This is a genomic window from Bacillus sp. ISL-47 (assembly GCF_018613175.1).
Taxonomy (GTDB): Bacteria; Bacillota; Bacilli; order Bacillales; family Cytobacillaceae; genus Cytobacillus.
Map to the genome: position 1 here is coordinate 48,489 of NZ_JAGGQS010000036.1, position 23,896 is coordinate 72,384.

The 23,896-nt window shown below is 41.6% G+C and carries 18 protein-coding genes; 3 read left to right on the top strand and 15 right to left on the bottom strand.

Annotation, left to right across the window (positions count from 1 at the left end; genetic code table 11):
- Positions 1–465 precede the first annotated feature (465 nt).
- The 12 genes from uvrA to J7I93_RS13015 all read right to left on the bottom strand — a co-directional run bounded on the left by uvrA (position 466) and on the right by J7I93_RS13015 (position 17,077).
- The gene (gene uvrA / locus J7I93_RS12960; protein ID WP_214726279.1) at positions 466–3,342 is read right to left on the bottom strand and encodes an excinuclease ABC subunit UvrA; all 2,877 of its coding nucleotides are present in this window, start codon (positions 3,340–3,342) and stop codon (positions 466–468) included.
- A gap of 7 nt (positions 3,343–3,349) precedes the next feature.
- A complete protein-coding gene (gene uvrB / locus J7I93_RS12965) occupies positions 3,350–5,329 on the bottom strand; it encodes an excinuclease ABC subunit UvrB (RefSeq protein WP_214726280.1) in 1,980 nt (659 codons plus the stop codon).
- An 837-nt stretch (positions 5,330–6,166) separates the two neighbouring features.
- Complete coding sequence (locus tag J7I93_RS12970; protein WP_214726281.1) at positions 6,167–7,531, bottom strand: aspartate aminotransferase family protein; 1,365 nt, start codon at positions 7,529–7,531, stop codon at positions 6,167–6,169.
- An 83-nt stretch (positions 7,532–7,614) separates the two neighbouring features.
- Positions 7,615–8,154: a chromate transporter gene (locus J7I93_RS12975; protein WP_214726282.1), complete on the bottom strand. Its 540-nt coding sequence runs from the start codon at positions 8,152–8,154 to the stop codon at positions 7,615–7,617.
- Positions 8,151–8,807 carry a chromate transporter gene (locus J7I93_RS12980; RefSeq protein WP_214726283.1) on the bottom strand — a complete coding sequence of 219 codons (657 nt, stop codon included), beginning with the start codon at positions 8,805–8,807 and terminating at the stop codon, positions 8,151–8,153. Before J7I93_RS12980 ends, J7I93_RS12975 begins: the two co-directional genes overlap by 4 nt.
- Before the next feature lie 302 nt (positions 8,808–9,109).
- Positions 9,110–10,720 carry a gamma-glutamyltransferase family protein gene (locus tag J7I93_RS12985; protein ID WP_214726284.1) on the bottom strand — a complete coding sequence of 537 codons (1,611 nt, stop codon included), beginning with the start codon at positions 10,718–10,720 and terminating at the stop codon, positions 9,110–9,112.
- 209 nt (positions 10,721–10,929) lie between these two features.
- Positions 10,930–12,465, bottom strand: coding sequence for a tripartite tricarboxylate transporter permease (locus tag J7I93_RS12990; protein ID WP_214726285.1), 1,536 nt, complete (start codon positions 12,463–12,465; stop codon positions 10,930–10,932).
- A gap of 19 nt (positions 12,466–12,484) precedes the next feature.
- The gene (locus J7I93_RS12995) at positions 12,485–12,949 is read right to left on the bottom strand and encodes a tripartite tricarboxylate transporter TctB family protein (RefSeq protein ID WP_214726286.1); all 465 of its coding nucleotides are present in this window, start codon (positions 12,947–12,949) and stop codon (positions 12,485–12,487) included.
- Positions 12,950–13,082: 133 nt separating this feature from the next.
- A complete protein-coding gene (locus J7I93_RS13000) occupies positions 13,083–14,108 on the bottom strand; it encodes a Bug family tripartite tricarboxylate transporter substrate binding protein (protein WP_214726287.1) in 1,026 nt (341 codons plus the stop codon).
- A 432-nt stretch (positions 14,109–14,540) separates the two neighbouring features.
- Positions 14,541–15,818: a SulP family inorganic anion transporter gene (locus J7I93_RS13005; protein ID WP_214726334.1), complete on the bottom strand. Its 1,278-nt coding sequence runs from the start codon at positions 15,816–15,818 to the stop codon at positions 14,541–14,543.
- A gap of 338 nt (positions 15,819–16,156) precedes the next feature.
- Complete coding sequence (locus J7I93_RS13010; RefSeq protein ID WP_144540678.1) at positions 16,157–16,606, bottom strand: Lrp/AsnC family transcriptional regulator; 450 nt, start codon at positions 16,604–16,606, stop codon at positions 16,157–16,159.
- A gap of 231 nt (positions 16,607–16,837) precedes the next feature.
- The gene (locus J7I93_RS13015; protein WP_214726288.1) at positions 16,838–17,077 is read right to left on the bottom strand and encodes a CsbA family protein; all 240 of its coding nucleotides are present in this window, start codon (positions 17,075–17,077) and stop codon (positions 16,838–16,840) included.
- A 184-nt stretch (positions 17,078–17,261) separates the two neighbouring features.
- Between J7I93_RS13015 and J7I93_RS13020 the strand changes: the two genes are divergently transcribed.
- The gene (locus J7I93_RS13020; protein WP_214726289.1) at positions 17,262–17,537 is read left to right on the top strand and encodes an alpha/beta-type small acid-soluble spore protein; all 276 of its coding nucleotides are present in this window, start codon (positions 17,262–17,264) and stop codon (positions 17,535–17,537) included.
- Positions 17,538–17,768: 231 nt separating this feature from the next.
- Here J7I93_RS13020 and J7I93_RS13025 read toward each other — a convergent pair whose 3' ends face one another.
- A complete protein-coding gene (locus J7I93_RS13025) occupies positions 17,769–18,665 on the bottom strand; it encodes a DMT family transporter (RefSeq protein WP_214726290.1) in 897 nt (298 codons plus the stop codon).
- A gap of 131 nt (positions 18,666–18,796) precedes the next feature.
- Between J7I93_RS13025 and pdxR the strand changes: the two genes are divergently transcribed.
- Together pdxR and J7I93_RS13035 are read left to right on the top strand one after the other, a co-directional pair.
- The gene (gene pdxR, locus J7I93_RS13030) at positions 18,797–20,221 is read left to right on the top strand and encodes a MocR-like pyridoxine biosynthesis transcription factor PdxR (RefSeq protein ID WP_214726291.1); all 1,425 of its coding nucleotides are present in this window, start codon (positions 18,797–18,799) and stop codon (positions 20,219–20,221) included.
- 132 nt (positions 20,222–20,353) lie between these two features.
- Positions 20,354–21,769, top strand: coding sequence for a PAS domain S-box protein (locus tag J7I93_RS13035; protein ID WP_214726292.1), 1,416 nt, complete (start codon positions 20,354–20,356; stop codon positions 21,767–21,769).
- 38 nt (positions 21,770–21,807) lie between these two features.
- Here J7I93_RS13035 and J7I93_RS13040 read toward each other — a convergent pair whose 3' ends face one another.
- Both J7I93_RS13040 and J7I93_RS13045 read right to left on the bottom strand, forming a co-directional pair.
- Positions 21,808–22,563, bottom strand: coding sequence for an NRDE family protein (locus J7I93_RS13040; RefSeq protein WP_214726293.1), 756 nt, complete (start codon positions 22,561–22,563; stop codon positions 21,808–21,810).
- A 152-nt stretch (positions 22,564–22,715) separates the two neighbouring features.
- The gene (locus tag J7I93_RS13045) at positions 22,716–23,816 is read right to left on the bottom strand and encodes an AI-2E family transporter (RefSeq protein WP_214726294.1); all 1,101 of its coding nucleotides are present in this window, start codon (positions 23,814–23,816) and stop codon (positions 22,716–22,718) included.
- Between the last annotated feature and the right edge of the window lie 80 nt (positions 23,817–23,896).

Genomic DNA, 23,896 nt, shown 5'->3' on the forward strand with positions numbered 1-23,896 from the left:
TATTGATAGGACGCGAAGAGACCGATATATTGAAATTCTGACCGATATATTGTGTAAAGTGACCGATAAAATTAGATTCTGACCGATAAATCGAGAAAGTGACCGTTATAATTTATATCTGGCCGATAAACTGCGAAACGGTAACCCCTGGACCCAGTTTTCATAAAGTTGAATGGCGCCCGGCAGACATTTTCCCTTCAGGTAGAACTTCATCTATTTATAAAACTAACTTATTCGCTGAATTCAAGAATTGGTTCGTGAGTTTTCTGGATTTATTCGCGAAATCCAGAGCTTTATTCGCAAGCTCAGATCGTTTCTTCGCTGAAATTTAATTTATTCGTAAAGTTCACAACTGAAGTCAAATCAATGATGGCTGCAGCCTGATTTTCTTTACCCGATTTGAATGAAAGTAATCTTTCTTCCATAAAAAAGAAGCAGCGCCTCATCGGCTGCTGCTTCCATTTATCAAGCGTTGGTCACGCCTTCTTTTTCTTCAATTTGCTGTTTCATTCTGAGACGGTCTCTCTCCAGTATTGGTTTGAGGTATTTGCCTGTATAGGATTCCGGAACTTCAGCAATTTTTTCAGGCGTTCCGGCGGCTAAAATAGTACCGCCTTTATCTCCGCCTTCCGGTCCGAGGTCTACGATATAGTCAGCCGCCTTGATCACATCGAGATTATGCTCGATAACCAATACAGTGTCACCATTTTCAACAAGACGCTGAAGAACGACCAGCAATCTAGAGATATCATCTACATGAAGGCCGGTTGTCGGTTCATCGAGTATATAAAGTGAACGGCCGGTTGAGCGGCGATGCAGCTCGGAAGCGAGTTTGACACGCTGCGCTTCCCCTCCGGATAAGGTTGTCGCCGGCTGTCCCAATGTAATGTAGCCAAGGCCCACATCAAAAATGGTCTGCAGCTTACGGCGAATTTTCGGAATGTTCTCGAAAAATCCCAATGCATCTTCAACAGTCATTTCGAGAATTTCAGAGATGTTCTTCCCTTTATATTTAACTTCAAGCGTCTCCCTGTTGTAGCGTTTGCCATGGCAGACTTCACATGGTACATACACATCAGGCAGGAAGTGCATTTCAATTTTAATAATCCCATCGCCGCGGCAGGCTTCACAGCGTCCGCCTTTTACGTTAAAGCTGAAACGGCCCTTTTTATAGCCGCGCACTTTCGCTTCATTCGTTGTTGCAAATACATCACGGATATCATCGAACACGCCCGTGTAGGTTGCAGGATTGGATCGCGGTGTCCTTCCGATTGGCGATTGGTCAATATCAATGACCTTATCTAAATGTTCTACACCTTTAATTTCCCTATGCTCACCAGGCTTCGCCTTTGCTCTATGAAGCTTTTGGGCAAGCCCTTTATGAAGAATTTCATTAATTAAGGTACTTTTTCCGGAACCGGAAACGCCTGTTACAGAAATAAAGGAACCAAGCGGGAACTTTGCGTTCACATTCTTAAGGTTATTTTCTTTAGCTCCTTTAATTTCTATAAAGCGGCCGTCATTCTTACGGCGCTCAATCGGCAGCGGAATGAATTTTTTCCCGGATAGATATTGTCCTGTCAGAGAATTTGGATCATCCATAACATCCTGAGGCGTCCCCGCAGAAACGATTTGCCCGCCATGAACACCTGCTCCAGGGCCAACATCGATCAAATAGTCGGCAGCAACCATGGTGTCCTCATCATGCTCAACCACAATCAATGTATTGCCGATATCTCGCATATTTTTCAGCGTATCGATCAAACGGTCATTATCACGCTGATGCAAGCCAATGGAAGGCTCGTCCAGAATATAAAGAACACCTGTCAGCCGTGACCCAATTTGTGTTGCCAGGCGAATACGCTGTGCCTCTCCACCGGATAAAGTTCCGGCGGCACGGCTCAATGTGAGATAATCCAGCCCTACATTAATCAGGAAGCCAAGTCGTTCTTTAATCTCACGGAAAATGAGATTGGCAATCTTCATTTCTTTTTCAGAAAGTGTCAGATCTTCGAAAAAGCTAAACGCTTCTTCAATTGAAAAAGCCGTCACATGGCCGATATGCTTTCCGGACACCAGCACTGCAAGGGTTTCCGGCTTCAATCGGTAACCTTTACATGAAGGACACGGATGCTGCGCCATATATTTTTCCATCTGCTCCCGGATATAGTCTGAGCTTGTTTCCTTATAGCGGCGCTCCACATTCCGGATTACACCTTCAAACCGGATATAGTTCTCCCGCACCTGGCCAAAATCGTTTTCATAACGGAAATAGATATTGTCTTTGCTTGATCCGTATAAAACCTTCTCAAGTAAGTGTTCAGGAATATCCTTAACGGGAATATCCATATCAATTCCATAGTGATTGCAGACTGCCTCTAAAAGCTGAGGATAGTACTGCGAGCTTGTCGGTTCCCAAGGCGCAATGGCATGCTGCTTCAAGGATAGCTCCTTATTGGGGATAACAAGATCTACATCGACTTCGAGCTTCGAACCGAGACCATCACATTCAGGACAAGCGCCGAACGGGCTATTGAACGAGAACATTCTTGGCTCCAGTTCGCCGATTGAAAAGCCGCAGTGCGGACAGGCATGATTTGCGCTGAATAACAGTTCTTCTTCGCCGATCACATCGACAAGCACCTTGCCATTTCCTAGGTTTAGTGCTGTTTCCATTGAATCTGCCAGACGCGGAGCCACACCTTCTTTTACCACAATTCGGTCTATTACTACTTCAATCGAGTGCTTTTTATTCTTTTCTAGTTCTATCTCTTCTCCAAGATCCATCATTTCTCCATCAACACGGACTCGGACAAAGCCCTGTTTTTTAATGTCCTCAAGCACCTTTACATGTGTGCCTTTTCTGCCGGATACCAGCGGAGCCATTACCTGGAGCTTTGTTCTTTCGGGGTATTCCATAATCCTGTCCACCATTTGTTCAATGGTCTGCGAGGAGATTTCGATATCATGAATCGGGCATGTTGGGCGCCCGACCCTAGCGAATAACAATCGCAGATAATCATAGATTTCCGTCACCGTTCCAACTGTGGAACGCGGATTTCGGCTTGTTGTTTTCTGGTCAATTGAAATGGCGGGAGACAGCCCCTCAATGGCATCAACGTCAGGCTTATCCATTTGTCCAAGGAATTGCCGTGCATATGCTGATAATGATTCCACATAGCGGCGCTGCCCTTCTGCATAAATTGTATCAAAAGCCAGTGAAGACTTTCCGGAACCGGACAGCCCTGTCAGTACGACAAGCTTATCTCTCGGAATGGTGACATCGATATTTTTCAAATTATGGGCTCTGGCACCCTTTACAATCAGCTTATCCATCGCCATTTGTACGTCATCCTTCCGCTTTTAACTCTAATAGTAAATCACGAAGCTCGGCAGCCCTTTCGAAATTGAGGGCTTTTGCCGCTTCCTTCATTTCCTTTTCCATATCGCCAATCAGCTTATCGCGCTCTTTCTTGTTCAGCTTGCCGAGCTTGGCTGAAGGCTGATATTCTTCCTGCTCTTCTGCCGCATGGGTGGCACGGATTGAATCGCGAATATCCTTTTGAATCGTCATTGGCGTTATGCCGTGCTTTTCATTGTATTCTTCCTGAATGGTACGGCGTCGCTTTGTTTCGCTGATTGCTTTTTCCATGCTATCAGTGATCCGGTCGGCATACATAATGACATGGCCATTTGCATTACGCGCAGCCCGTCCCATCGTCTGGATGAGAGAACGCTCCGAACGGAGAAAGCCTTCTTTATCAGCATCCAAAATGGTAACAAGAGAAACTTCCGGTATATCCAGCCCTTCTCTTAGAAGGTTGATTCCGACGAGAACATCGTATTTTCCAAGCCGCAGCTCGCGAATAATCTCAATCCGCTCAAGCGTTTTAACCTCTGAGTGCAGATATTGGACCTTAATGCCGATTTCCTTCAAATAATCGGTTAAGTCCTCTGACATCTTCTTCGTCAAGGTTGTAACCAGTACGCGTTCGTTTTTCTGGACACGATCCTGAATTTCGCCAATTAGATCATCGATTTGCCCTTCAATCGGGCGGACATCAATGGTTGGATCAAGCAGTCCGGTTGGGCGGATGATCTGCTCAATCATTTCCGGAGTATGCTCAAGCTCATACGGGCCTGGCGTCGCAGAAACAAAGACAGCCTGGTTCACATGCTTTTCAAACTCTGTAAAAGTAAGCGGGCGGTTATCCATGGCAGATGGCAAACGGAAGCCATGATCCACAAGCACTGATTTTCTTGCCTGGTCCCCATTAAACATTCCTCTGATTTGCGGAAGCGTCACATGTGACTCATCAATCACAATTAGGAAATCCTCCGGAAAATAATCCAGAAGGGTGTAGGGTGTTGATCCAGGAGGTCTTAACGTCAGGTGGCGCGAGTAGTTCTCAATACCTGAACAGAAGCCCATTTCCCTCATCATTTCAAGATCATAACGGGTCCGCTGCTCCAGACGCTGTGCTTCAAGCAGCTTATCATTTTCTCTTAATTCGTCTAGGCGTTCTTCCAGTTCTTTTTCAATATTTTGAATCGCAATCCGCATTTTTTCTTCACGTGTTACGAAGTGGGATGCAGGAAAAATCGCGACATGATCGCGTTCTCCGATGATCTCGCCTGTCAGGGCATCCACTTCACGGATCCGGTCAATTTCATCTCCGAAAAACTCTACACGAATACAATGCTCATCTCGTGATGCAGGGAAAATTTCAACAACATCCCCGCGCACCCGGAAGGTTCCGCGCTGGAAATCAATATCGTTGCGCTCATATTGGATATCTACAAGCCTATGCAGGAGCTGATTCCTTTCTATCTCCATACCCGTTCTTAGAGATAGTACCATCTCTCGGTATTCTTCAGGAGAACCCAAACCATATATACAGGAAACACTTGCAATGATGATGACATCGTTCCTCTCAAATAAGGAGGAAGTGGCCGAGTGGCGAAGCTTATCAATTTCATCATTTATGCTCGCGTCTTTTTCAATAAAGGTGTCTGTTGAAGGCACATACGCCTCCGGCTGATAATAGTCATAGTAGCTGACAAAATACTCTACAGCATTGTTTGGAAAAAAGTCTTTAAACTCGCTGTAAAGCTGGCCGGCCAGCGTCTTATTGTGGGCAATCACAAGCGTCGGCTTGTTTACTTCTTTAATCACATTCGAAATCGTGAAGGTTTTTCCTGTACCTGTCGCTCCCAGAAGGGTCTGGTGCTTTTTGCCGGAATTTATACCTTCAACGATCTTTTTAATGGCCCCCGGCTGGTCGCCTTGAGGGGAATACTTTGAGACTAATTCGAATTGATCCTTCACCTAAAAGCCTCCCGTTCAAAAATTAACTTCTATCTATTTATAAACACAAATCAGCCTGTTAAATGACTGAGGGCCGGGATGCTGCTGATTTGTCAGTTTTTTACTCAAAACTTATATCATCATTCTACCACAAAGAGTGTAAAACAAACCAACAATATGCGAACGGGTATTCGTTTTTTTATTTTATTAATGGATGTTTTCTAAAAGATTGTTGTTTTTGAATAGATTTGTGAATAGAAACATTGAAAAATAAGGTTGATTAGAACGCTAATCCCGCGAAAATGCATTCGCATTTCCTTCGTGCGGTGATGATTCGAGGATCCTTATTCAACGTCCAGCGGGAGGAGTGGGACAGGTGAGACCCCACAGGCGCTGCGCTCCGAGGAAGCTTACCGCCCGCCCCGCGTTCGCTGAGCATCCTATAGCGGAAATCAACCTCTCCTCACTACTTGATTAAAAAGCAACACAATTTGCGAAAATTGCCTTATTAATAAAGTATTGCTTGGGAAATATGCCGAAAAAGGCTGGGGGGTGTCGAAGAATAGTTAATCAAACGTTTGATTAACTTTTTGTATATATTTAAATCCGCTTATTTAGCTGATCAATGAACATTAATCGGCTTAAATTAAAAGAGCTGTACAAAATGCCCTTTGGAAGGTAATTTATCAATTTTCCCCTTCCACTCTACTCTGAATGCAAATCCCTTTAGCCTAACTTCTGATAAACAAAAAGCCCGTAGATGAAGTCTAAACCATAGACTTATCTACAAGCTGAGAGATTAATCAAAACTTCTATTCTTTTTAATCTTTTAGTTAATCATACGATAATTGAAAACTTTTATAAGTGATGCGCTTTAAGTACTTTCTTAAGTACTGAAACAATAAATGTAAAATCCTCATCTGTACAGGATAAAGGAGGTGACAGCGTTAAAATATTATTATGCCCGTCAACCGTGTCTCCGTTTTTGCCGATAATCAGCCCGTTGGCCTTACACTCACTGATTATTGATCCAAGATATGAAGGTGGAGCAGGTTCTTTGGAATCTTTATCCTTCACTAGTTCAATGCCCATTAAGAAGCCAATTGAACGAATATCTCCTACGTTTGGATGGCTATTAAGCTCTTCCATTTCCTCCGCAAGCCTTTCTCCTAGCGTTCTTGAACGTTCAGTCAAGTTCTCTTTTTCCATTAATTCAAGATTAGCTAACGCAACCGCGCAGGATACAGGGTTTCCGCCAAATGTATTAACATGGCGGAAATGATCGTATTCTGATGAGGTTTTAAATTTTTCATAGATGTTTTTCTTAACTGCTGTTGCAGAAAGTGGCATGTACCCACTGGTGATTCCTTTTGCCATTGTAACAATATCAGGTTTGATTTCAAAGTTTTGGAAACCAAACTTTTTCCCTGTCCGTCCGAATCCGCAAATAACTTCATCGATAATAAGCAAAACGCCGTATTTATTGCAGATTTCTTCAACTTTTTTCATATAGAGTGGATGCGGGATGATAATTCCGCCACCAGTAATAACAGGTTCCATTATAACTCCGGCAATGGTTTCCTTTCCTTCCCAGATAATCTTTTGTTCTATATCCTGTGCACAATGCAGATTAAATTCTTCAATTGATTGGCCATTAGGACGGCGGTAGCTGTCGGGTGGCTGGACATGGAGGAAGCCCGATACGAGGGGTTCATATTTATACTTTCTCTGAGACTGGCCGGTTGCGGACAAGGCTCCCATCGAACTGCCATGATACGCGCGATAACGGGAAATAAATTTATATCTGTCCGGCTCTCCATTCTGTGCATGGTACTGGCGGGTTATTTTAAAGGCGACTTCATTCGCATCAGACCCGCTGTTTGAGAAGAAGATGACATAATCATCGCCAAGCCAGTCATTTAATTTTTCAGCCAGGAGGATGGCTGGTTCATGACTTTGGGTTAAGGGGTAGAAGGACAGCTTTTTTATCTGTTCATACGCAGCCAGTGCCATCTCTTCTCTTCCATAGCCAGCATTCACACACCATAAGCCCGACATAGCATCCAGATATTTGTTTCCTTTATTGTCTGTTATCCAGGCACCATTGGCCTTAGAAACAACCATCGGATTAGCTTTTGAGTTATACGGTGAAATATGGTGCCACAAATATTTTCTATCCTTCTCTGAAAGGGTCTTACTACTTGCATTTGTAATTGTTTCCATAGTTTCCCTCCACAACAATATAATTGTATTTCCTTATAATTACGCTGTCCCAAGCTGAATGCTCTTTTAAGGAAACCTTTATCCTATATCATTCCGCCTAAAAAGACTGCTCCATAACCTAAGGCACCTACTATAACTAAGGCCGGGTGGACTTTTAACTTTTCAAGCAATAAATAGCCGACGGTTATTAAAAAAAAGGTCTGAAAAAGCCCTGCCCCTGTATAAGAATTTACAAAAAACTCGTAGGCCATAACACCAAGCAGCACTGCAATTGTCGGACGGACTAGCTTCGTCATTCGTTGTACCTTTGGTGAATCTTTGAACTTGAAAAGAATACTTAATAGCACAATCATTAAAATGAGCGATGGAGCTACTGTTGCGAAGACACCTACAAAGGCTCCTAATATTCCAGCCTGTTGAAAGCCGATATATCCGGCCATTTTAGTTGCTATCGGACCTGGTAACGCATTTCCCATTGCAAGAAGTTCACTAAATTCGTAAATCGACATCCATCCATAACGGTTAACTACTTCATTTTCTACAAGCGGAATTGATGCAGGGCCGCCACCATACCCAAGGATACCAGGTATGAAAAATGCAGTAAAAATATTCCAATAGATCAAGAAACCCCCTGCCTTTCCTCAACCTTTATTTCATCATCTTTATCTTTTTTTAAAAGGGCGGAAACCAATAAAACAAATATTAAAATTCCCGGATGAATGTTTAGTAATTCAATTAAGACAACGCTCATCCCGGCAAGTCCTATACTTCCTCCCCAACCGATTCCTTCTTTTGATTTTTTAAAAAACTCCCAAGTTAATACAGCAAGCATAACACCAACAATCGGTACTACTGCTTGTGTCATTCCAGCCACCCAAGGCTGGTCCTTAAAAGCAGACAAAGAGGTGAGCAAAATGATCATTAATATTATAGTTGGAACAACAGTAGCTAAGACCGCCATTATCAGTCCTGTTATTCCCCCTACTTTATATCCAATATAACCCGCCATTTTCGTAGCAATTGGACCCGGCAAAGTATTGCCAAGGGCAAGCGTATCTCCAAACTCATCATCTGACATCCATTTATATCGTTCAACAACTTCCTTATGAACAAGTGGAATAGAGGAAGGACCCCCACCATACCCTAACATCCCTACTTTTAAAAAAGCCCATGCCAGTTTAAATTGATTATGTAAAGCTGTTTTTCCGTCTGATTCTTTAACCGAAGCTATTTCTGGTGACTCTTTTCTGGCTTCAGAACCTTTCCCCCTTACCATACGCACCTCCCCCGGCCACATTTTATTTTTTGCCAAGCTATTAAGGGCAGTAGATGCCGTTAATAGCCTTAAAGCGGAAAGAAAATAAAGTTGATCCCATCTCACTGTATGCACCGCTTTTTCATCGAATAAAAAGTGTTCCTGGCCTGACTTTATTTCATTTCCTTCTATTGGTTAACCTATTACTGTATCAGGAGTAAAAGCGCGATAGCCACCACCTTGAACATTCTTTAGACAGAAAAAATGAATCTCCCCCTGTTATTTCCGGTGTTTTAGTGGTTAAACAAAGGTGAATTGCTTTTTTACCAGCCAAGAACTGTACCATCTGTGCGAGATTCTGAACCTCCTGACAATACTCCTGTCTTAGGATTTCTTACTATTATCTGTCCTCTTCCAAAACTAAGACTGTCTACTCTTTTTACGATTTGATGTCCTTTGCGAACTAGTGCCTGAGCAATATGATCAGGGAAATGAGGTTCAACCTCTACTGTTTTGCCATTCACCCATTTCCATCGCGGAGCATCTAAAGCTGCTTGCGGGTTCAAATGAAAATCGATCATATTCATGATAACCTGCACATGACCTTGGGGCTGCATAAAACCTCCCATTACACCAAAAGGGCCAACTGGCTGACCATCTTTTGTCAAAAAGCCAGGAATAATTGTGTGATATGTCTTTTTCCCTGGCTCCAGACAATTATAATGGTCATCTTCCAGCTTAAAAGACAATCCACGGTTTTGCAGGCTAATGCCCGTTTCAGGAACAACCATCCCTGATCCAAACCCTTTAAAATTACTCTGAATATATGAAATCATATTACCATCCTCATCAGCTGCAGCTAAATAAACTGTTCCGCCAGCTAGAGGATCCCCCGGCTCTGGAAACATGGCCTCTTCAGTGATTAGACTTCTACGTACCTCAGCATAAGATTCGGATAATAACTGCTTAACAGAAACACCCATTTTGTCTTTTTCAGTAATATATTTAAAACCATCCACATAGGCTAGTTTCATTGCTTCAACTTGTTTATGATAAGCGTCAACCGAACCGCCTTCACCGATTTCAAAGCCATTTAATATATTTAAAGCCATTAGCGCAATCATCCCAGAACCATTTGGGGGAATTTCCCACACATCATACCCTCTATAGTTTACATTTATTGGATTAACCCATTCTGGGCTATAGGAATTAAGATCTTCCTTCCTTATGAATCCTCCATTCTGTCTAGAAAATTGATCAATCTTTTCAGCTAATTCACCTCTATAAAAGGATTCTGCATTTGTTTCCGCAATGGATCTTAATGTGCTTGCATGATGCGGGGAATTCCATATTTCTCCCGGTTTAGGGGATCTCCCTTCTGGTGCAAACGCCTCAAACCAATGTTTGAATTCTTCACCTTCTTCCTTAGAATAGGTTGCATAAGCCTCCTCCCATAACTGACTAATAACGGGTGATATCGGATACCCCTTTTCCGCATACTCAATGGCAGGCTGCAGGGTTTCCTTTAATGAAAGTTTGCCAAAACGTTCAGATAATGCTGCCCAAGCTGACGGTGCACCCGGGACTGTAACAGGAATCATACCGTGCTGCGGCATCTCTTCATATCCTAGTTTTTTAACTTCCTCAATTGAAATACTTTTCGGTGAAGGTCCGCTGGCGTTTAATCCATGAAGTTCCCCTTTCACCCAGACAATAGCAAAAGCATCTCCGCCAATTCCGTTCGAAGTTGGTTCTACTACGGTTAAGGCCGCCGCTGTTGCAATAGCAGCATCAATGGCATTTCCCCCTTGCTTAAGAATGTCAAGGCCTGCTTGAGAAGCCAATGGCTGTGAGGCAGCTACCATACCCCTGCTGCCAAAAACAGTCATTCTTTTAGATGAGGAAGGATTATATAAAGAATCAAAATTTAGCATTTTATAATTCTCCTTATTTATTAATTTATATAGATATAGTTCCTATTGAGTGAATTAATCTTTTATCGCAACCTTTTAATTGCACAATGAAAGAATACTTAACACTGATTTGTAAATAATAAAAATAATAATACGGAAGCTCTAGGTTCCTTCCTCTTTTTATTTTTTTCGCTTTCAGTTCACGCAGAGATATTGCGAGCTAGACTTGTTTAAGATATCTTTTGATCTGTCTCATCTCCGACTATGCCCCCACCCTCTGTTTGTGCAACCCTTTTATTTTGCTTTATGGAAACAATAATGGAGAGTAATGCAAAAACAAAAAATAACAAAGATAGCGGTCTTGTAAAAAATGTTAACCAGCTTGAGTCTAATTCCAAGGCCCGGAATATTTGATTCTCAAGGTTATGTCCAAGTACTACCCCTAAAATCAAAGGGGTTAAAGGCACTTTAGCTTTCGATAGAAAATAGCCAATAAGCCCGAATCCAAAAAGGACCCAAATATCAAAAACAGTATTATTTAACGCAAACGCACCGACTGCACAAAGCATCAGTACTATCGGAACCAATATAGCTTGTGGCACCAATGATATTTTGGCAAACACCCTGATTAATAAGAACTGCGCCGCAAGCATGATAACCGCACTTACAAGGAGACCTACATAAATAGCCCCTATAAGTACTGGATGCTCTGAAAACATTAACGGACCAGGTGTGATACCGTGTAAAATTAACACACCCATCATAATAGCCATAACCAGATCACCAGGAATCCCCAAGGCAAGAGTTGGGATAAAGGCACCGCCCGCTACGGCATTATTGGCAGTTTCAGATGCAATAATTCCATCTGGAATACCCTTCCCATACTTCTCAGGATGTTTTGAAAACTTTTTGGATTGATCATAGCTCACAAAATTAGCAACAGATCCGCCTGTTCCTGGAAGAGCTCCAATAATACTTCCGATCATAGCTGAACGGAAAGTGTTCATTTTTTGCGACCATAAATCTTTTCCAATTTGACGGTATGGAATATGAACATTCATATCTGGTTCTTTTGTATTCTTTTCTTTTTCTTTATTTAGTTTCTGAACATTATCCATCAGCTGCGCAAATGCAAAAATCCCAATCATAACGGGAAGCATTTCAAAACCTGCTGAAAACTCATTGATCCCAAAGTCGAAACGCAAATTCCCGCTGCGATCAAGTCCAATGGTTGCAATAAATAACCCGAATCCTGCCGCAATTAACCCTTTGATCATAGCTCCGTTTGAAAGACTGGCAACCAGTGTAAGGGTAAAAACGATCATTGCTGTAATTTCCCAAGGGCGAAAGTTAAGACTAAACTTTGCGATTAAAGGACCGAATATAACCAGTACACCTACACTAATGATGGTTCCAATAAAAGATGCAACCACACCAACCCCCAAAGCCCGTCCAGGTTCTCCTTTTTGAGCCATTGGATAGCCATCATAAACCGTTGTAATGGAGGAAGGCGTTCCCGGAATTCCAAGCATGACACCTGAGATCAAGCCCCCCGAGTAACCCCCAACAAAGATACCGACCATAAGGGATAAGCCATTAATAGGATCCATCGCAAACGTAAATGGAAAAGCAACCAAAATGGCCATCGTGATAGTAAATCCAGGGATGCAGCCTCCGACAATTCCAAAAATGACACCGATTGTAATTAGAACCAAGGTCCAAATATTTAATACTTCACCTAGCGCTTGAATAAAAAACTCTCCCATAATTTACCCCCTTCCTCATTTATGGCAACCAAACATTTAATCCATAATTAAAGATGATAAATACCGACATTGTTGTTATGACAGTCACCGAAACATTTAATAGTAATTTCTTTTTCCTTTTAACACCCATTAGAATAGCCTGCGAGATAAATAGATAAAGAGCGGTAGCAATAATGAAACCAGCTATAGGAAGAATAAAAACGTAAACAAAAAATGCGATAAACAAAAAAATAATTTTATTGTATTCGTTCCAAAAAGATTTAAGATCTTTTATATTTTTTTCCGAGGTACTTGGTTTTTTATTTCTAAATGAATTAATAAATAGCAGTACAGCTAGAGCACCCATTATTGCAAGCAAAATTCTAGGATAAAAAGCAGAGCCGTATACTTGCCAGCTAGACTTTTCCGCAATCTGCATTGATTCTACATACATTATGACGATAAAAATCCCTACTGCTAAAGCAAGTGAACGATCCTTTGTCATTTCTATCACCCCTCATTCAATGTCGTACGGTTACTGTGTACGATATGGAACTAAGATGAGTTCAAGATTTAATTCATTATATTTATTTGAACTCATCATTACTCCCATCTCGCAAAATGATTAAATATATCTATTACTTTTTAAAATCGAGTCCTTCTGCAATTTCTTTTAGTATAGCTTCTTGCTTATCAAGAAAATCCTTGTATTCTGTATGAGGAATAAAACTTGTAACAGATCCTAATTCATTGTTGATTTTATTTTTGACTTCATCACTTTCAAGGGCCTTTTTAAAAGCTTCCTCAATGATGACAATATGCTCTTCTGGAGTTCCTTTCGGTGCAAAGATTCCACGGTTTGTAGCATTTTCAATGTTAATTCCCTGTTCGATAAGAGTAGGGGTATCAGGCAATAAATCCAGTCTTTCATTATGTGCTATACCAGCAGGAATAAGGGACCCATCTTCATAGAATCCTTTTCCGGACGGGATATTTAACATAGAGAAATCTACTTCGTTTGCATATAAAGCTGCAACTTCATCTCCTGTTCCCGGATAACCGACAAAGCGGATCTCATCAGTAGAAATTCCGGTTTCAGCCAAAAATTGCGCCATAAAAAAGTGACTGGTTGAACCTGGAATCATACTTATCTTCGCTTTTCCCGGGTTTGCTTTCACATATTCAACAAACTCTGCTGCGGTTTTGATACCCGACTTTGAATTGGTAGAAGGGATGTTAATCGTCTTTGTCAATAATGAAATCGGCTCAAAGGCGTCAAAGGAAAAATCAGAAGAGCCAGATAAGTGGGACGTGGCAATAGTGTCGTGACTTCCTAAGATTGTATATCCATCCGGTTTAGCATCTTTCACATGACGAGCTCCGAGCGTCGCCCCTGCCCCTTCCATATTAACCGGAACAACAGGCTGCCCAAGATGCTTTTCAGCTTCTTTAGCAACTAAACGGAAAATGACATCTGTTGCCCCTCCCGGTCCATATGGAATAATAAGTTTAATTGGCTTTTTAGGAAAATCAGACTTGGCCGATTCAGTTGGTTTTTCACCAGTATTCGAATCCGCTTTAGTTGAAGTGCTATTCGATGATCCACAAGCTGCCAAACTAAAAACAAAGAATATTGCGACTATTAACACTAAAAATTTTTTCACTTAAAAAGCCCCCTCTTTTATAAATAATCTAAAAAAATTGCTTATGAACTAAAAGAATATGTCTTCAAATGGAAGATCTCAATATTCACATGTGTAAATCACCCCCTGTATTTCTGTTAAAAATTACTGTAATCAACTTACACTTGTTAACCAAAAGTCATTTTTGCATTCACTAAATATTAAACTTTGTACCATTCACTTAACAAGTGTAACAAAGCTTGGTTATATTATCAATTATAATTCTGAAAATTTTAAATATTACATTACTATTTGATATAAAACCTCTCATATTAATGTTATATTACCTTACATAATTTTTTTACAAAATTCTATAATTATACTTACATTTATTTAATTACTTATTTGACCTTTATTACCTGCAAAAAAAATAAAAAAAGACCTCAATCCAATTTGGAGAGGCCTTTAAATTCATTATTTACTACTCTTATATGCAGTATAATAAAGTGCTTTTCTGATCTGGGAAAGAAGGATCGAGAATATAATCCCTATTAATAACCCCCAAAAAATATCCAGCATTAATGTTGATATAAACGTTGCGAGAAAAATAAACAGCTCACCAGGTGCATGATTAAGGGAATTTTGCTTGAATTTCACAAGGCTTGAAACAGCAACCATAATAATAGCAGCCAGCGATGCCTTCGGTAAAAAATAAAAAAGTGGTGTCAAATAGAGAAGTGAAATTACAATAAAAGAAGCAGTCAGAAGGAGTGCAAGCCTGCTTTTTGCGCCTGACTGATAATTAACCGCTGTTCTTGAAAGAGCTCCCGCTACTGGTATTGATCCAGTAAATGAACTAGCAATGTTTGCGAGTCCCAATCCAAGTAACTCTTTGTTTGTGTTAATCGGTTCTTTTTCTCTATTATTAAATGATTTAACCACTGCATAGGATTCGAGAAAGGAAATGAATGCGATGATAAGTGCAGTAGGAAACAATAACTGAATAGTATAAAGTGACGGTAAGTTAATCTTTAGTTTGGGTAACCCTTTTGGTATTTCACCAACGATGTCCACACCCATTTTGTGCAAATCAAAAACACCGACTAAAAAAATAGAAACAAGAACAACAAGTAGTGGGCCAGGTGATCGGGGGGTACACTTCTTTAAAAGGACTAATATAAAAACACTTACTAAACCTATTGTCAGGGTGTAAGGGTTTACTTGCGGAAGTTTAACTATCACATCCATGACATATTGGAAAAAATTTCGATACTCAGGCAGCGAAATTCCCAGTAATGACTTAAGTTGATTTACAATTATAATAATGGCTGCAGCAGATATAAATCCATTAATAACGCTAGGTGATATAAAATCAAAAAAGTCCCCCACTTTAAAAAAACTCATTATTAAATGAATAAATCCAACCATTAATCCAAGCAGTATAATCAGTTCTACAAAATGAGCAGAGCCCGGCTCAGCGATACCGGAAATACCAGAAAAAGCTATAAGGGAAACAATAGAAACAGGTCCAACCGATAAAAACTTAGAACTTCCAAATAGTGTATATACTATAAGCGGAAGAGTCCCGGCATACAATCCTAATTGAACCGGTACACCTGCAATAATTGCGTAAGCCATACTTTGAGGGATAAATAAAACCGCTACAATAATACCTGCAGATATATCGCCAGATAAATAAGATTTCTTGTAATTAACACACTTTTTCGATTCAGTAATTAAACTAATAAATATCTAACCCCCATTCTATTACATTAGGTACAAGCAACTTATCGTCTTATTTGTATGACTTCTTCCGAATAAAAATGTTATTTTTCAATTTTTGGGTTATTTTTTACACTAGGTATAAGGATAGTTTTGCTTTAAAACCTTAAGCACTTCAATTTGAGCAGTATGGGGCGCATTCAAGAATTTCAATAAAAAGGACACTGAAGAAAGCAAGATGTGATTCGGGGCAGAGGTTAATCTGTTATAAAGGAAGGTGGTGTAAATATTTTTTCACCAGGATGAAAGATAAATATTGACCGAGGCGGAAGCAGCCGCCCCGGTATATAGAATCTGAGTTCTTATTCTTATAATTTTAAACCGGTTCTGCTCTTAAAGCGCCTTAATAAAATATGGCTCTCTACTCTGGTAATCCCTTCTAACCCATATAACTCTTTATTAATAAAGGATTCCAGGCTTGGAAAATCATTTACCAGAACATGCATATGCAGGGTACTCGGTCCTGTCATTTGATAACAGCTGGCAACTTGTGGATTATTCGCTAATGTCTCGGCGACTTTAACTAAATGTGCAGGCTCACAATCTACCTCGAAAAACGCAGAAACACTTTTACCTACTGAATCAGAGTTTATGACAACACTAAATTTTTCAATGATTCCTTTTTGAATCATTTGATTCACGCGCTCCCTGACAGCAACACGGGAAATCCCCAGTTCTTTTCCAATGTCTACATAAGACATTCTTCCATTATCGGAAAGCAGCTCAAGAATTGTTTTATCAACCTGATCAATTTTCATCTTTTCACCACTCAAAACGAAATTATATAAACTCATTTTATTACTTTTGTAAATACATCACAACGCAAATAGCTGCTCCTCAGGAAGCAGACATCCAGCCATCATCTTATCAATCAATCGTTTGATTGAAGATTATGTCCAAAATTATTACCTGATTATTTGAGTGTCTCTATTCCCGATGGTAATACGAGAAATGTCTCTAAAGAGAATGTCTTTAAAAAATCTATTCACTTATTTCCAAACACTTTTTCTAGAACTTGGCCTCATTTTTTGGGCGTACCAGAAACCTACTGTAAGTGAAAACGCATCTGCCACAATAAGTCCTAGTGTATCCGTATAACCTTTATAAACGGAAGCTGCAATAAGTCCCACTGTCAATACAAGGCCAACTACACGATTGTAGCTCACTCTTGTAAAAAGCAATACAAGCAGACCGGGAAGCAACAGGGCTAACAGGTATTTTAATGCCAATTGATTACACCTTCTTTTCAGATTTGTTCACAAAACGGTCAAGGTCATTGTCATAACAATAGAATAGCTTTTCAATCCGTTATGTACAAGTCTTTTCTTATTAATATGTGTTTTCATCATAAGGGGTAAATCCGGCAAACCAGCACATAATAAGGAAAAAGAATTTCTGAAGGAGGAATAAAGCATGGCAAGAAGAAAGCGCCGGCCCCTTGTACCGGAGTCCAGGGCAGCACTGTACCAGCTGAAAAATCAAGTAATGGCAAACCAGGGATACCAGGTTGACCGGGATAATCCCGATGGTGTGAAATATGAAGTAGCTGAAGAAGTTGGAGTCCCTATGCAGCATGGATATAATGGCCGTTTGACTTCCAAACAGGCTGGAACAGTTGGCGGAAAAATTGGCGGTAACATGGTGAAGGAGCTTGTACGCTTGGCGCAGGAGCGGATGAAGGAAAAATAAGAACTTGTGGAAATTTTTTATTAATGCTGTTTTTGCAAAGTTTGTTGCTTACAAANNCTGTTCCTCCCCGCGGGTTCGTTGCGTGACTGGAGCGGAAATCAACGGGCAAGTTTATAGTCCAAAAACAACAATCTATACGAAAAGAGCCATTAGAAAAGATTCCTTATTAAAATGAAACCAGGATTAATATACGTTAAATAGAAGAGCTATCCCCCCTCCTGGATAGCTCTACTATTTCGCAGCGACTGCCCCATGTTCAGCATGGCTGTCTTTTACATGAATAACCAGTACCCCTATCAGTGCGACCACACCGCCAGCAATTGATAGTACAGCCGGGATTTCCCCAAGCCAAATCCAAGCGATGACAAATGCCAGAGCTGGTGTGAGATACAATGAGCTTGTCGCTTCGGAAGCCCCTCCCTTTGAAGCGAGAAATGCCAGAGCAATATAAGGAATGACCGTTGGAAAAAGCCCCAGATAGACGGCACTGAGAGTAGATTCAGCTGAAGCCTGGAGAATTTCCCCTCCCAGTCCCGGAAGATAAATCAGCATTAGGATTGTTCCTGCCCAAATGGTATAAGCTGTAAAGGCTAGGAATCCGTATTTGTTGAAGTATTTCGTCTGCAATACGAAATAGACACTTTCTGAAACGGAAGCAAGCAAGACGAACAGTATTCCTGTTTGAATTTCAAAACCATCCCCTGTGCCCATTGAAATAAGGGCCACGCCAGCAAAGCTGATGGCGGACCCCAGCCACCGGACCCATCCAAAACGCTCACCTAAAAATAGCGCCGCCAATGCGGCCGAAAAGACCGGAGTCAACGATACGATTAGACTGGCCGGTCCGGCGCTGACTGTTTGTTCCCCGATATTAAGAGCTGTATGGTAAACAGTAAAACCAAGAAATCCGAGTATGAAAATAGCAGGAAGATCTCTAACATCAGGAAGGCGCATTCTTGTCACAAAAGCAAACACTGCCAAAGCTGCCGAGCCAATCAGGAGCCTTAACAGGGCAAGATGCTCCGGCGAGTATGATTGCATCCCTGCCCGGATCCCCGGGAACGCAGAAGCCCAAAGCAATATAATGGAACAGTGTGCCCCGATAATCATTAGCTTTTTAGCATTCACGTCCATTCCCCCTTCCTAAATCACCAGCCATTGATTGTGTTGCTTTTCATGATAGTCAATAACTGCTACAATGTCTTCAACCAATAAGGAATGAATTTTACCAGCCAATTTTAATAAAGGCGGTTATAGTGATGAATGCAGAGCGTATGCCTAAATACCAGCAAATTGTCGAAAGTATTAAAGACAAGATTTCCAACGGCGAGTGGCCAATTGGAAGCAAAATTCCGAGCCAGCGGAAGCTTGCAGAAGAGTTTGGTGTAAATAGAAGTACCATTATTACAGCGCTTGAAGAACTTGCTGCAGACGGGTTAATAGAAGGGAAAACTGGCGTTGGCACAAGAGTCATCAATAATACCTGGACGCTGCTTGCCGCCAGACAGCCGACCAATTGGAATGAGTATGTTCACACTGGTGTTCATAAGCCAAGTGAGCAAATCGTCCAGGAAATTAACGACACTGAATCTGACCTTAGCTTTATCCAGCTGAGCAAAGGGGAATTGTCACCGGAGATCTTTCCGGTTGAAACCATGAAAAAGGTACTTAATGAAACTGCAGAAGAATTGGGTGTGCTGGGCTATGAGGAACCAAAGGGATATCTGCCATTGCGGCAGGCCGTCAGTGATTATTTGGCAACAGCGGGAATCAGTATTTCCCCTTCTTCCATTCTCATTGTTTCCGGAGGCTTGCAGGCCCTGCAGCTTGTCTCGTTAGGCCTTTTGCAAAGAGGCTCGCCTGTTTTTCTCGAAAAGCCCTCCTACTTATACTCTCTTCAGCTTTTCCGTTCAGCCGGCATGGACTTAAAAGGGCTGCCAATGGATCATGAGGGCGTTTTGCCGGAGAGTATTTCCCTTAAGAAATATGAAAAAGGGAAATCCATTCTTTATACGATTCCCTGCTATCACAATCCTACCGGGATTCTAATGTCTGAGAAAAGGCGGCAGGAACTGCTTCAAGCCTGCGGGAGTGAGCAGCTTCCCATCGTTGAGGATGATATATATCGCGAGCTTTGGCTTGATGAGCCGCCTCCTCCCCCTCTGAAAGCAATGGACAAAAATGGTCAGGTGCTTTATATGGGGAGCTTATCGAAAACTTTAAGCCCAGGACTGCGGATCGGTTGGGTGGCGGCACCTGAACCCGTTATTGACCGTTTAGCCGATTTAAAAATGCAAACCGACTACGGATCGAGTTCTCTTTCGCAAAGGGTGGCTGCCAAATGGCTGTCGAGCGGTCTGTATCAGAGGCATATGGAGGCAGTCCGAGAGCAGTTGAGAAACCGGCGCGGGGCAGCCCTGCAAGCAATGGACACTCACTTATCCGGTCTGGCGGAATGGAACTGTCCTGAAGGCGGTTTTTTCATCTGGCTCAAGGTTCCGTCGGATATTCCGATCCGAACATTGTACGGAAAGACTTTTTCCAAAAAAGTACTGATTAATCCTGGAAGCATATACAGTGATGGACCTAACCGCTACATACGGATTTCTTTTGCGTATGCTCCTTTGGAGGAACTGAAAGAAGGCATTCGTATATTAGGAGAGCAGATTAGAAAATTTCTATGAAAAAGGTACCTAATCCGGTATCTTTTTTTATTTTTACGAGCTAATAAGGTGAAATTTATCCTATATGTCAAACAGAATAAGTCATGTATAATAATGGAAAAGTGCCAATTTTCAAAAAGGAGGGATGAAAAAATGATCATGACCCAAAACCACGCTGATCTGTTTGCCGATAAGGTAGAAGCGAGGAATTTACAGCTGGCCATTCAGCACTCAAGCGATATTATTTCGCGAGTCACAAAAGAGGGAATTGCTTTATATGTCTCTCCCTCCTGTTTGCTGATGCTTGGCTATACGCAGCAGGAGTTTTATAAAAGCAGCCTTTATACATATTGCCACCCAAGTGACCGGGACCTTTTGCGGGAGGCTTTTGCTGAGCTCGATTTGCTTCCCAATAAACGGGTAACCTTTCGCTTCAGGCATCATGAGGGCCATTATTTATGGCTGGAAGCGAATTTTTCCGTTATTAATGAAGATAAGGAAATGATGTGCATTATCAGAGATATGACACAGCGGATTATCATGGAAGAGGAGATTCTTGAAACACAGGAAAAGTACCGTTTTCTTGTTGAGTATTCTAAAGATACGATCGGAATGGTGACGCAAAAGGGCATTTGGACTTATATCAATAATGAAGGCAAGAAGCTCTTTGGATTCACCAGCATCAAAGAAATGATCGGCACCTCCCTCCACGACTACACTCCCCCTTCCGAACATTCCACCCTTGATGACTTTTTACTGACAAAACAAAGTGTGAATTTCGAGCTGAACTTGATCCGGACAGATAGTCAAACGAGAAAGGCTGAAGTCCAGCTGATTCCGACCACTTTTAAAAATAGAAAGGTTTACCAGATTATTATTAAGGACGTGACAGGCCAGAAGAAGACAGAAGAAAAACTGCAAAATGCAGAAAAGCTTTCGGTTGTAGGCCAGCTGGCAGCTGGTATCGCTCATGAAATCCGTAATCCGCTCACAGCGATAAAGGGATTTACACAGCTTTTAAATGAAGAAAGGCAAGGCGATTTTGCAGATGTCATCCTCAATGAACTGGAACGAATTGAAGATATCGTAAATGATTTGCTTGTTCTCGCCAAACCGCAAATTACCGAAATGGAAGAAACGAACCTGATTACGGTTGTGAAAAGTGTCATTACGCTTCTAAATAGCCAGGCGGTTATGGGAAACATTATGATAGAATTCACGCAAGCACAGTGCAGCTTTAATGTGAAATGCGAGAAGGATAAAATCAAACAGGTTCTTATAAATGTGATTAAGAACTCGATTGAAGCGATGCCTATGGGCGGAAAAATTAACGTTGATATCCGGCAGGACAACAACTTTGTCATCATCAGCGTTGAAGATGAAGGCATCGGAATTCCTGAAGATCGCCTCGCCAAATTGGGGGAGCCATTCTACAGCACGAAGGAAAAAGGGACAGGCCTTGGCATTATGATCTGTAAAAAGATTATAAAAAACCATGGCGGAAACCTTTATATTCACAGCAAGGAAAATGAAGGCACAACGGTGAGGATTACGCTTCCGCTTGTATAATAGGGATGAAAAATAGAAGCCAGAGTTTTTCTGGCTTCTTAGTATTGGATCGTAAATTCCTGCTCTTCCTGACTGCCGCCAGCATAAACCCGTTCCTTGTAGAAAATTTCGGCATCTGACATCAGCATGACCGTTGAGCTTCTTGTTCCATACCCTTCACTTTTAATAAACATCGGCGACAGGATGCGTTCCCACTCAAGGGAAACGCCTGTTTTGGGAAGAAATTCGTCGGGTGCAGGATCAGCATGTTGCAGAAGAGTGAATAGTTCTTCAGTTAAGCTGTTATCGGAGGTTTCCATTCGTTCAGCAAGACCCTCCTTCCCTCTTTTCACCTTTGGCCACTCGGTATTTAGCACATGATTGCTGACTCCGTATATCCCCGGCTCCAGCTTCTCCATTTTGTTTTCAACATTTGAGTAATAGTAAAGCTCATCCGCGTTGCCGGCAAGCAGATTATAGCTGGGGTACTGCTCGCGGTTACCTGCTGCTTTTTTCATAAATTCCTCAGGCTTGCCATTGCCTTTTAAAAAGCCGGCCACGAGCTCTCCTCTTGACCGCTTCCCATCTGTTACTTCGTTTGGATCACGGTAATTAGTCAAGGCAGCGAACCTTCCATCCTTCGCCACACCCATCCATGTGCCCATTTTCTTTAAGTCCCGTCCGGCCAGGATATTCGGATGATCTTCCCAGAAATGTGCCGGGGCAGTCGGCCGCTCGTAGAACTCATCCCGATTAGCTGCAACCACAAGCTTATACTTTGGATGCACCTTGTATGCAAATAGAATTAAACACATGAACGATCACTGCTTTCGTTTTTGTTTTATTGTACCTTTTGGGAAGGGAAGAGTAAAAAGCGGGGTTGATAAAGGGACCCGTACAAAGCATAAATTTCTCTTCATGAAAAAAGCCCCTTTTCAGAAATCAAAAAGGAGCTTCCAAAATTTCTTTATGTTACAGCCACTTCCTTAGCCGTTTTCCTGGCTCTTAAAAACCGGACTGTGTTTAGAACAATCGTTTTGGTAACAGCATAGGTAGGGATCGCTAAGATCATGCCGAGAATGCCGGCCAGATTGCCCGCGACCAGCAATAGAATAATAATAGTGGCTGGATGTGTGTTCAAGGTTTTTCCCAGAATAAGCGGGGAAAGCACGTTCCCTTCAATCTGCTGTGCAATCACAATGACCACCACAACGAGCAAGGCTTTTGTCGGGGAGTCGAAAAGGGCAACGATAACCGCAGGTGCTCCGCCAAGAAACGGCCCGACATACGGGATGATATTCGTTATGGCCACTATGAGCGCCATAACGAGTGCATACGGCAGATCAATGATTAAGTAGCCGATGAAAGATAATGTTCCGACAAACAAGGCGACTGTAATCTGTCCCTGGATGTAGGAAGATAGGGTCTCAGCTGTTTCCTTTAAAGTCTTAACACCTTCTGCCCGATAAGAAGTGGGGATAAATTTCGAAACAGCCGCAGGGAACTTATCGCCGTCTTTAAACATGTAAAACAGCAGGAACGGCACGGTTACAATGGTGATTGCAATATTTGTAACCAAGCTGACAATTCCGGCAACCCCTTCCGTTACACGGCTTGGCAGCGTATTGGCATAATCCATAATCCGTGCTTCAATTTCTTGAATCGATATGTAATCCTGTGCCATAAACCACTTAAACTGATCAGAATCAGCCATCGAATTAATAAATTCACGGGTTGTACTGGCATATCCTGGCAGATCATTGAATAATTCGGTCACCTGCCTGCTAATAAGCGGAGCCAGGTTACCAATTACGAGAACGACAAGCCCAATTACCGCTGCATATATGATCAAAATGGCAGCCGTCCTTGGAACCTTGTACCGCTGAAGCAATTTTACAAGCGGATTTAATAAGAAATACAAAAATCCTGAAATAATGATCGGAAAAAATAATGTGGATACAAAAATGCCGACCGGTTCAAACAGGAAGGAAATTTTTGTTGATACATAGATGATTGTTAAAATAATAAGCAATTGCAAAGTCCAGTACTGCAGTTTTTTCTTTGCCACAATGTCACCTTTTTTCCTTGTTTGGATAAGTAAAGAATACCATATTGAGGTTAAATTCTACTATTATGAAGTTGGTTTCT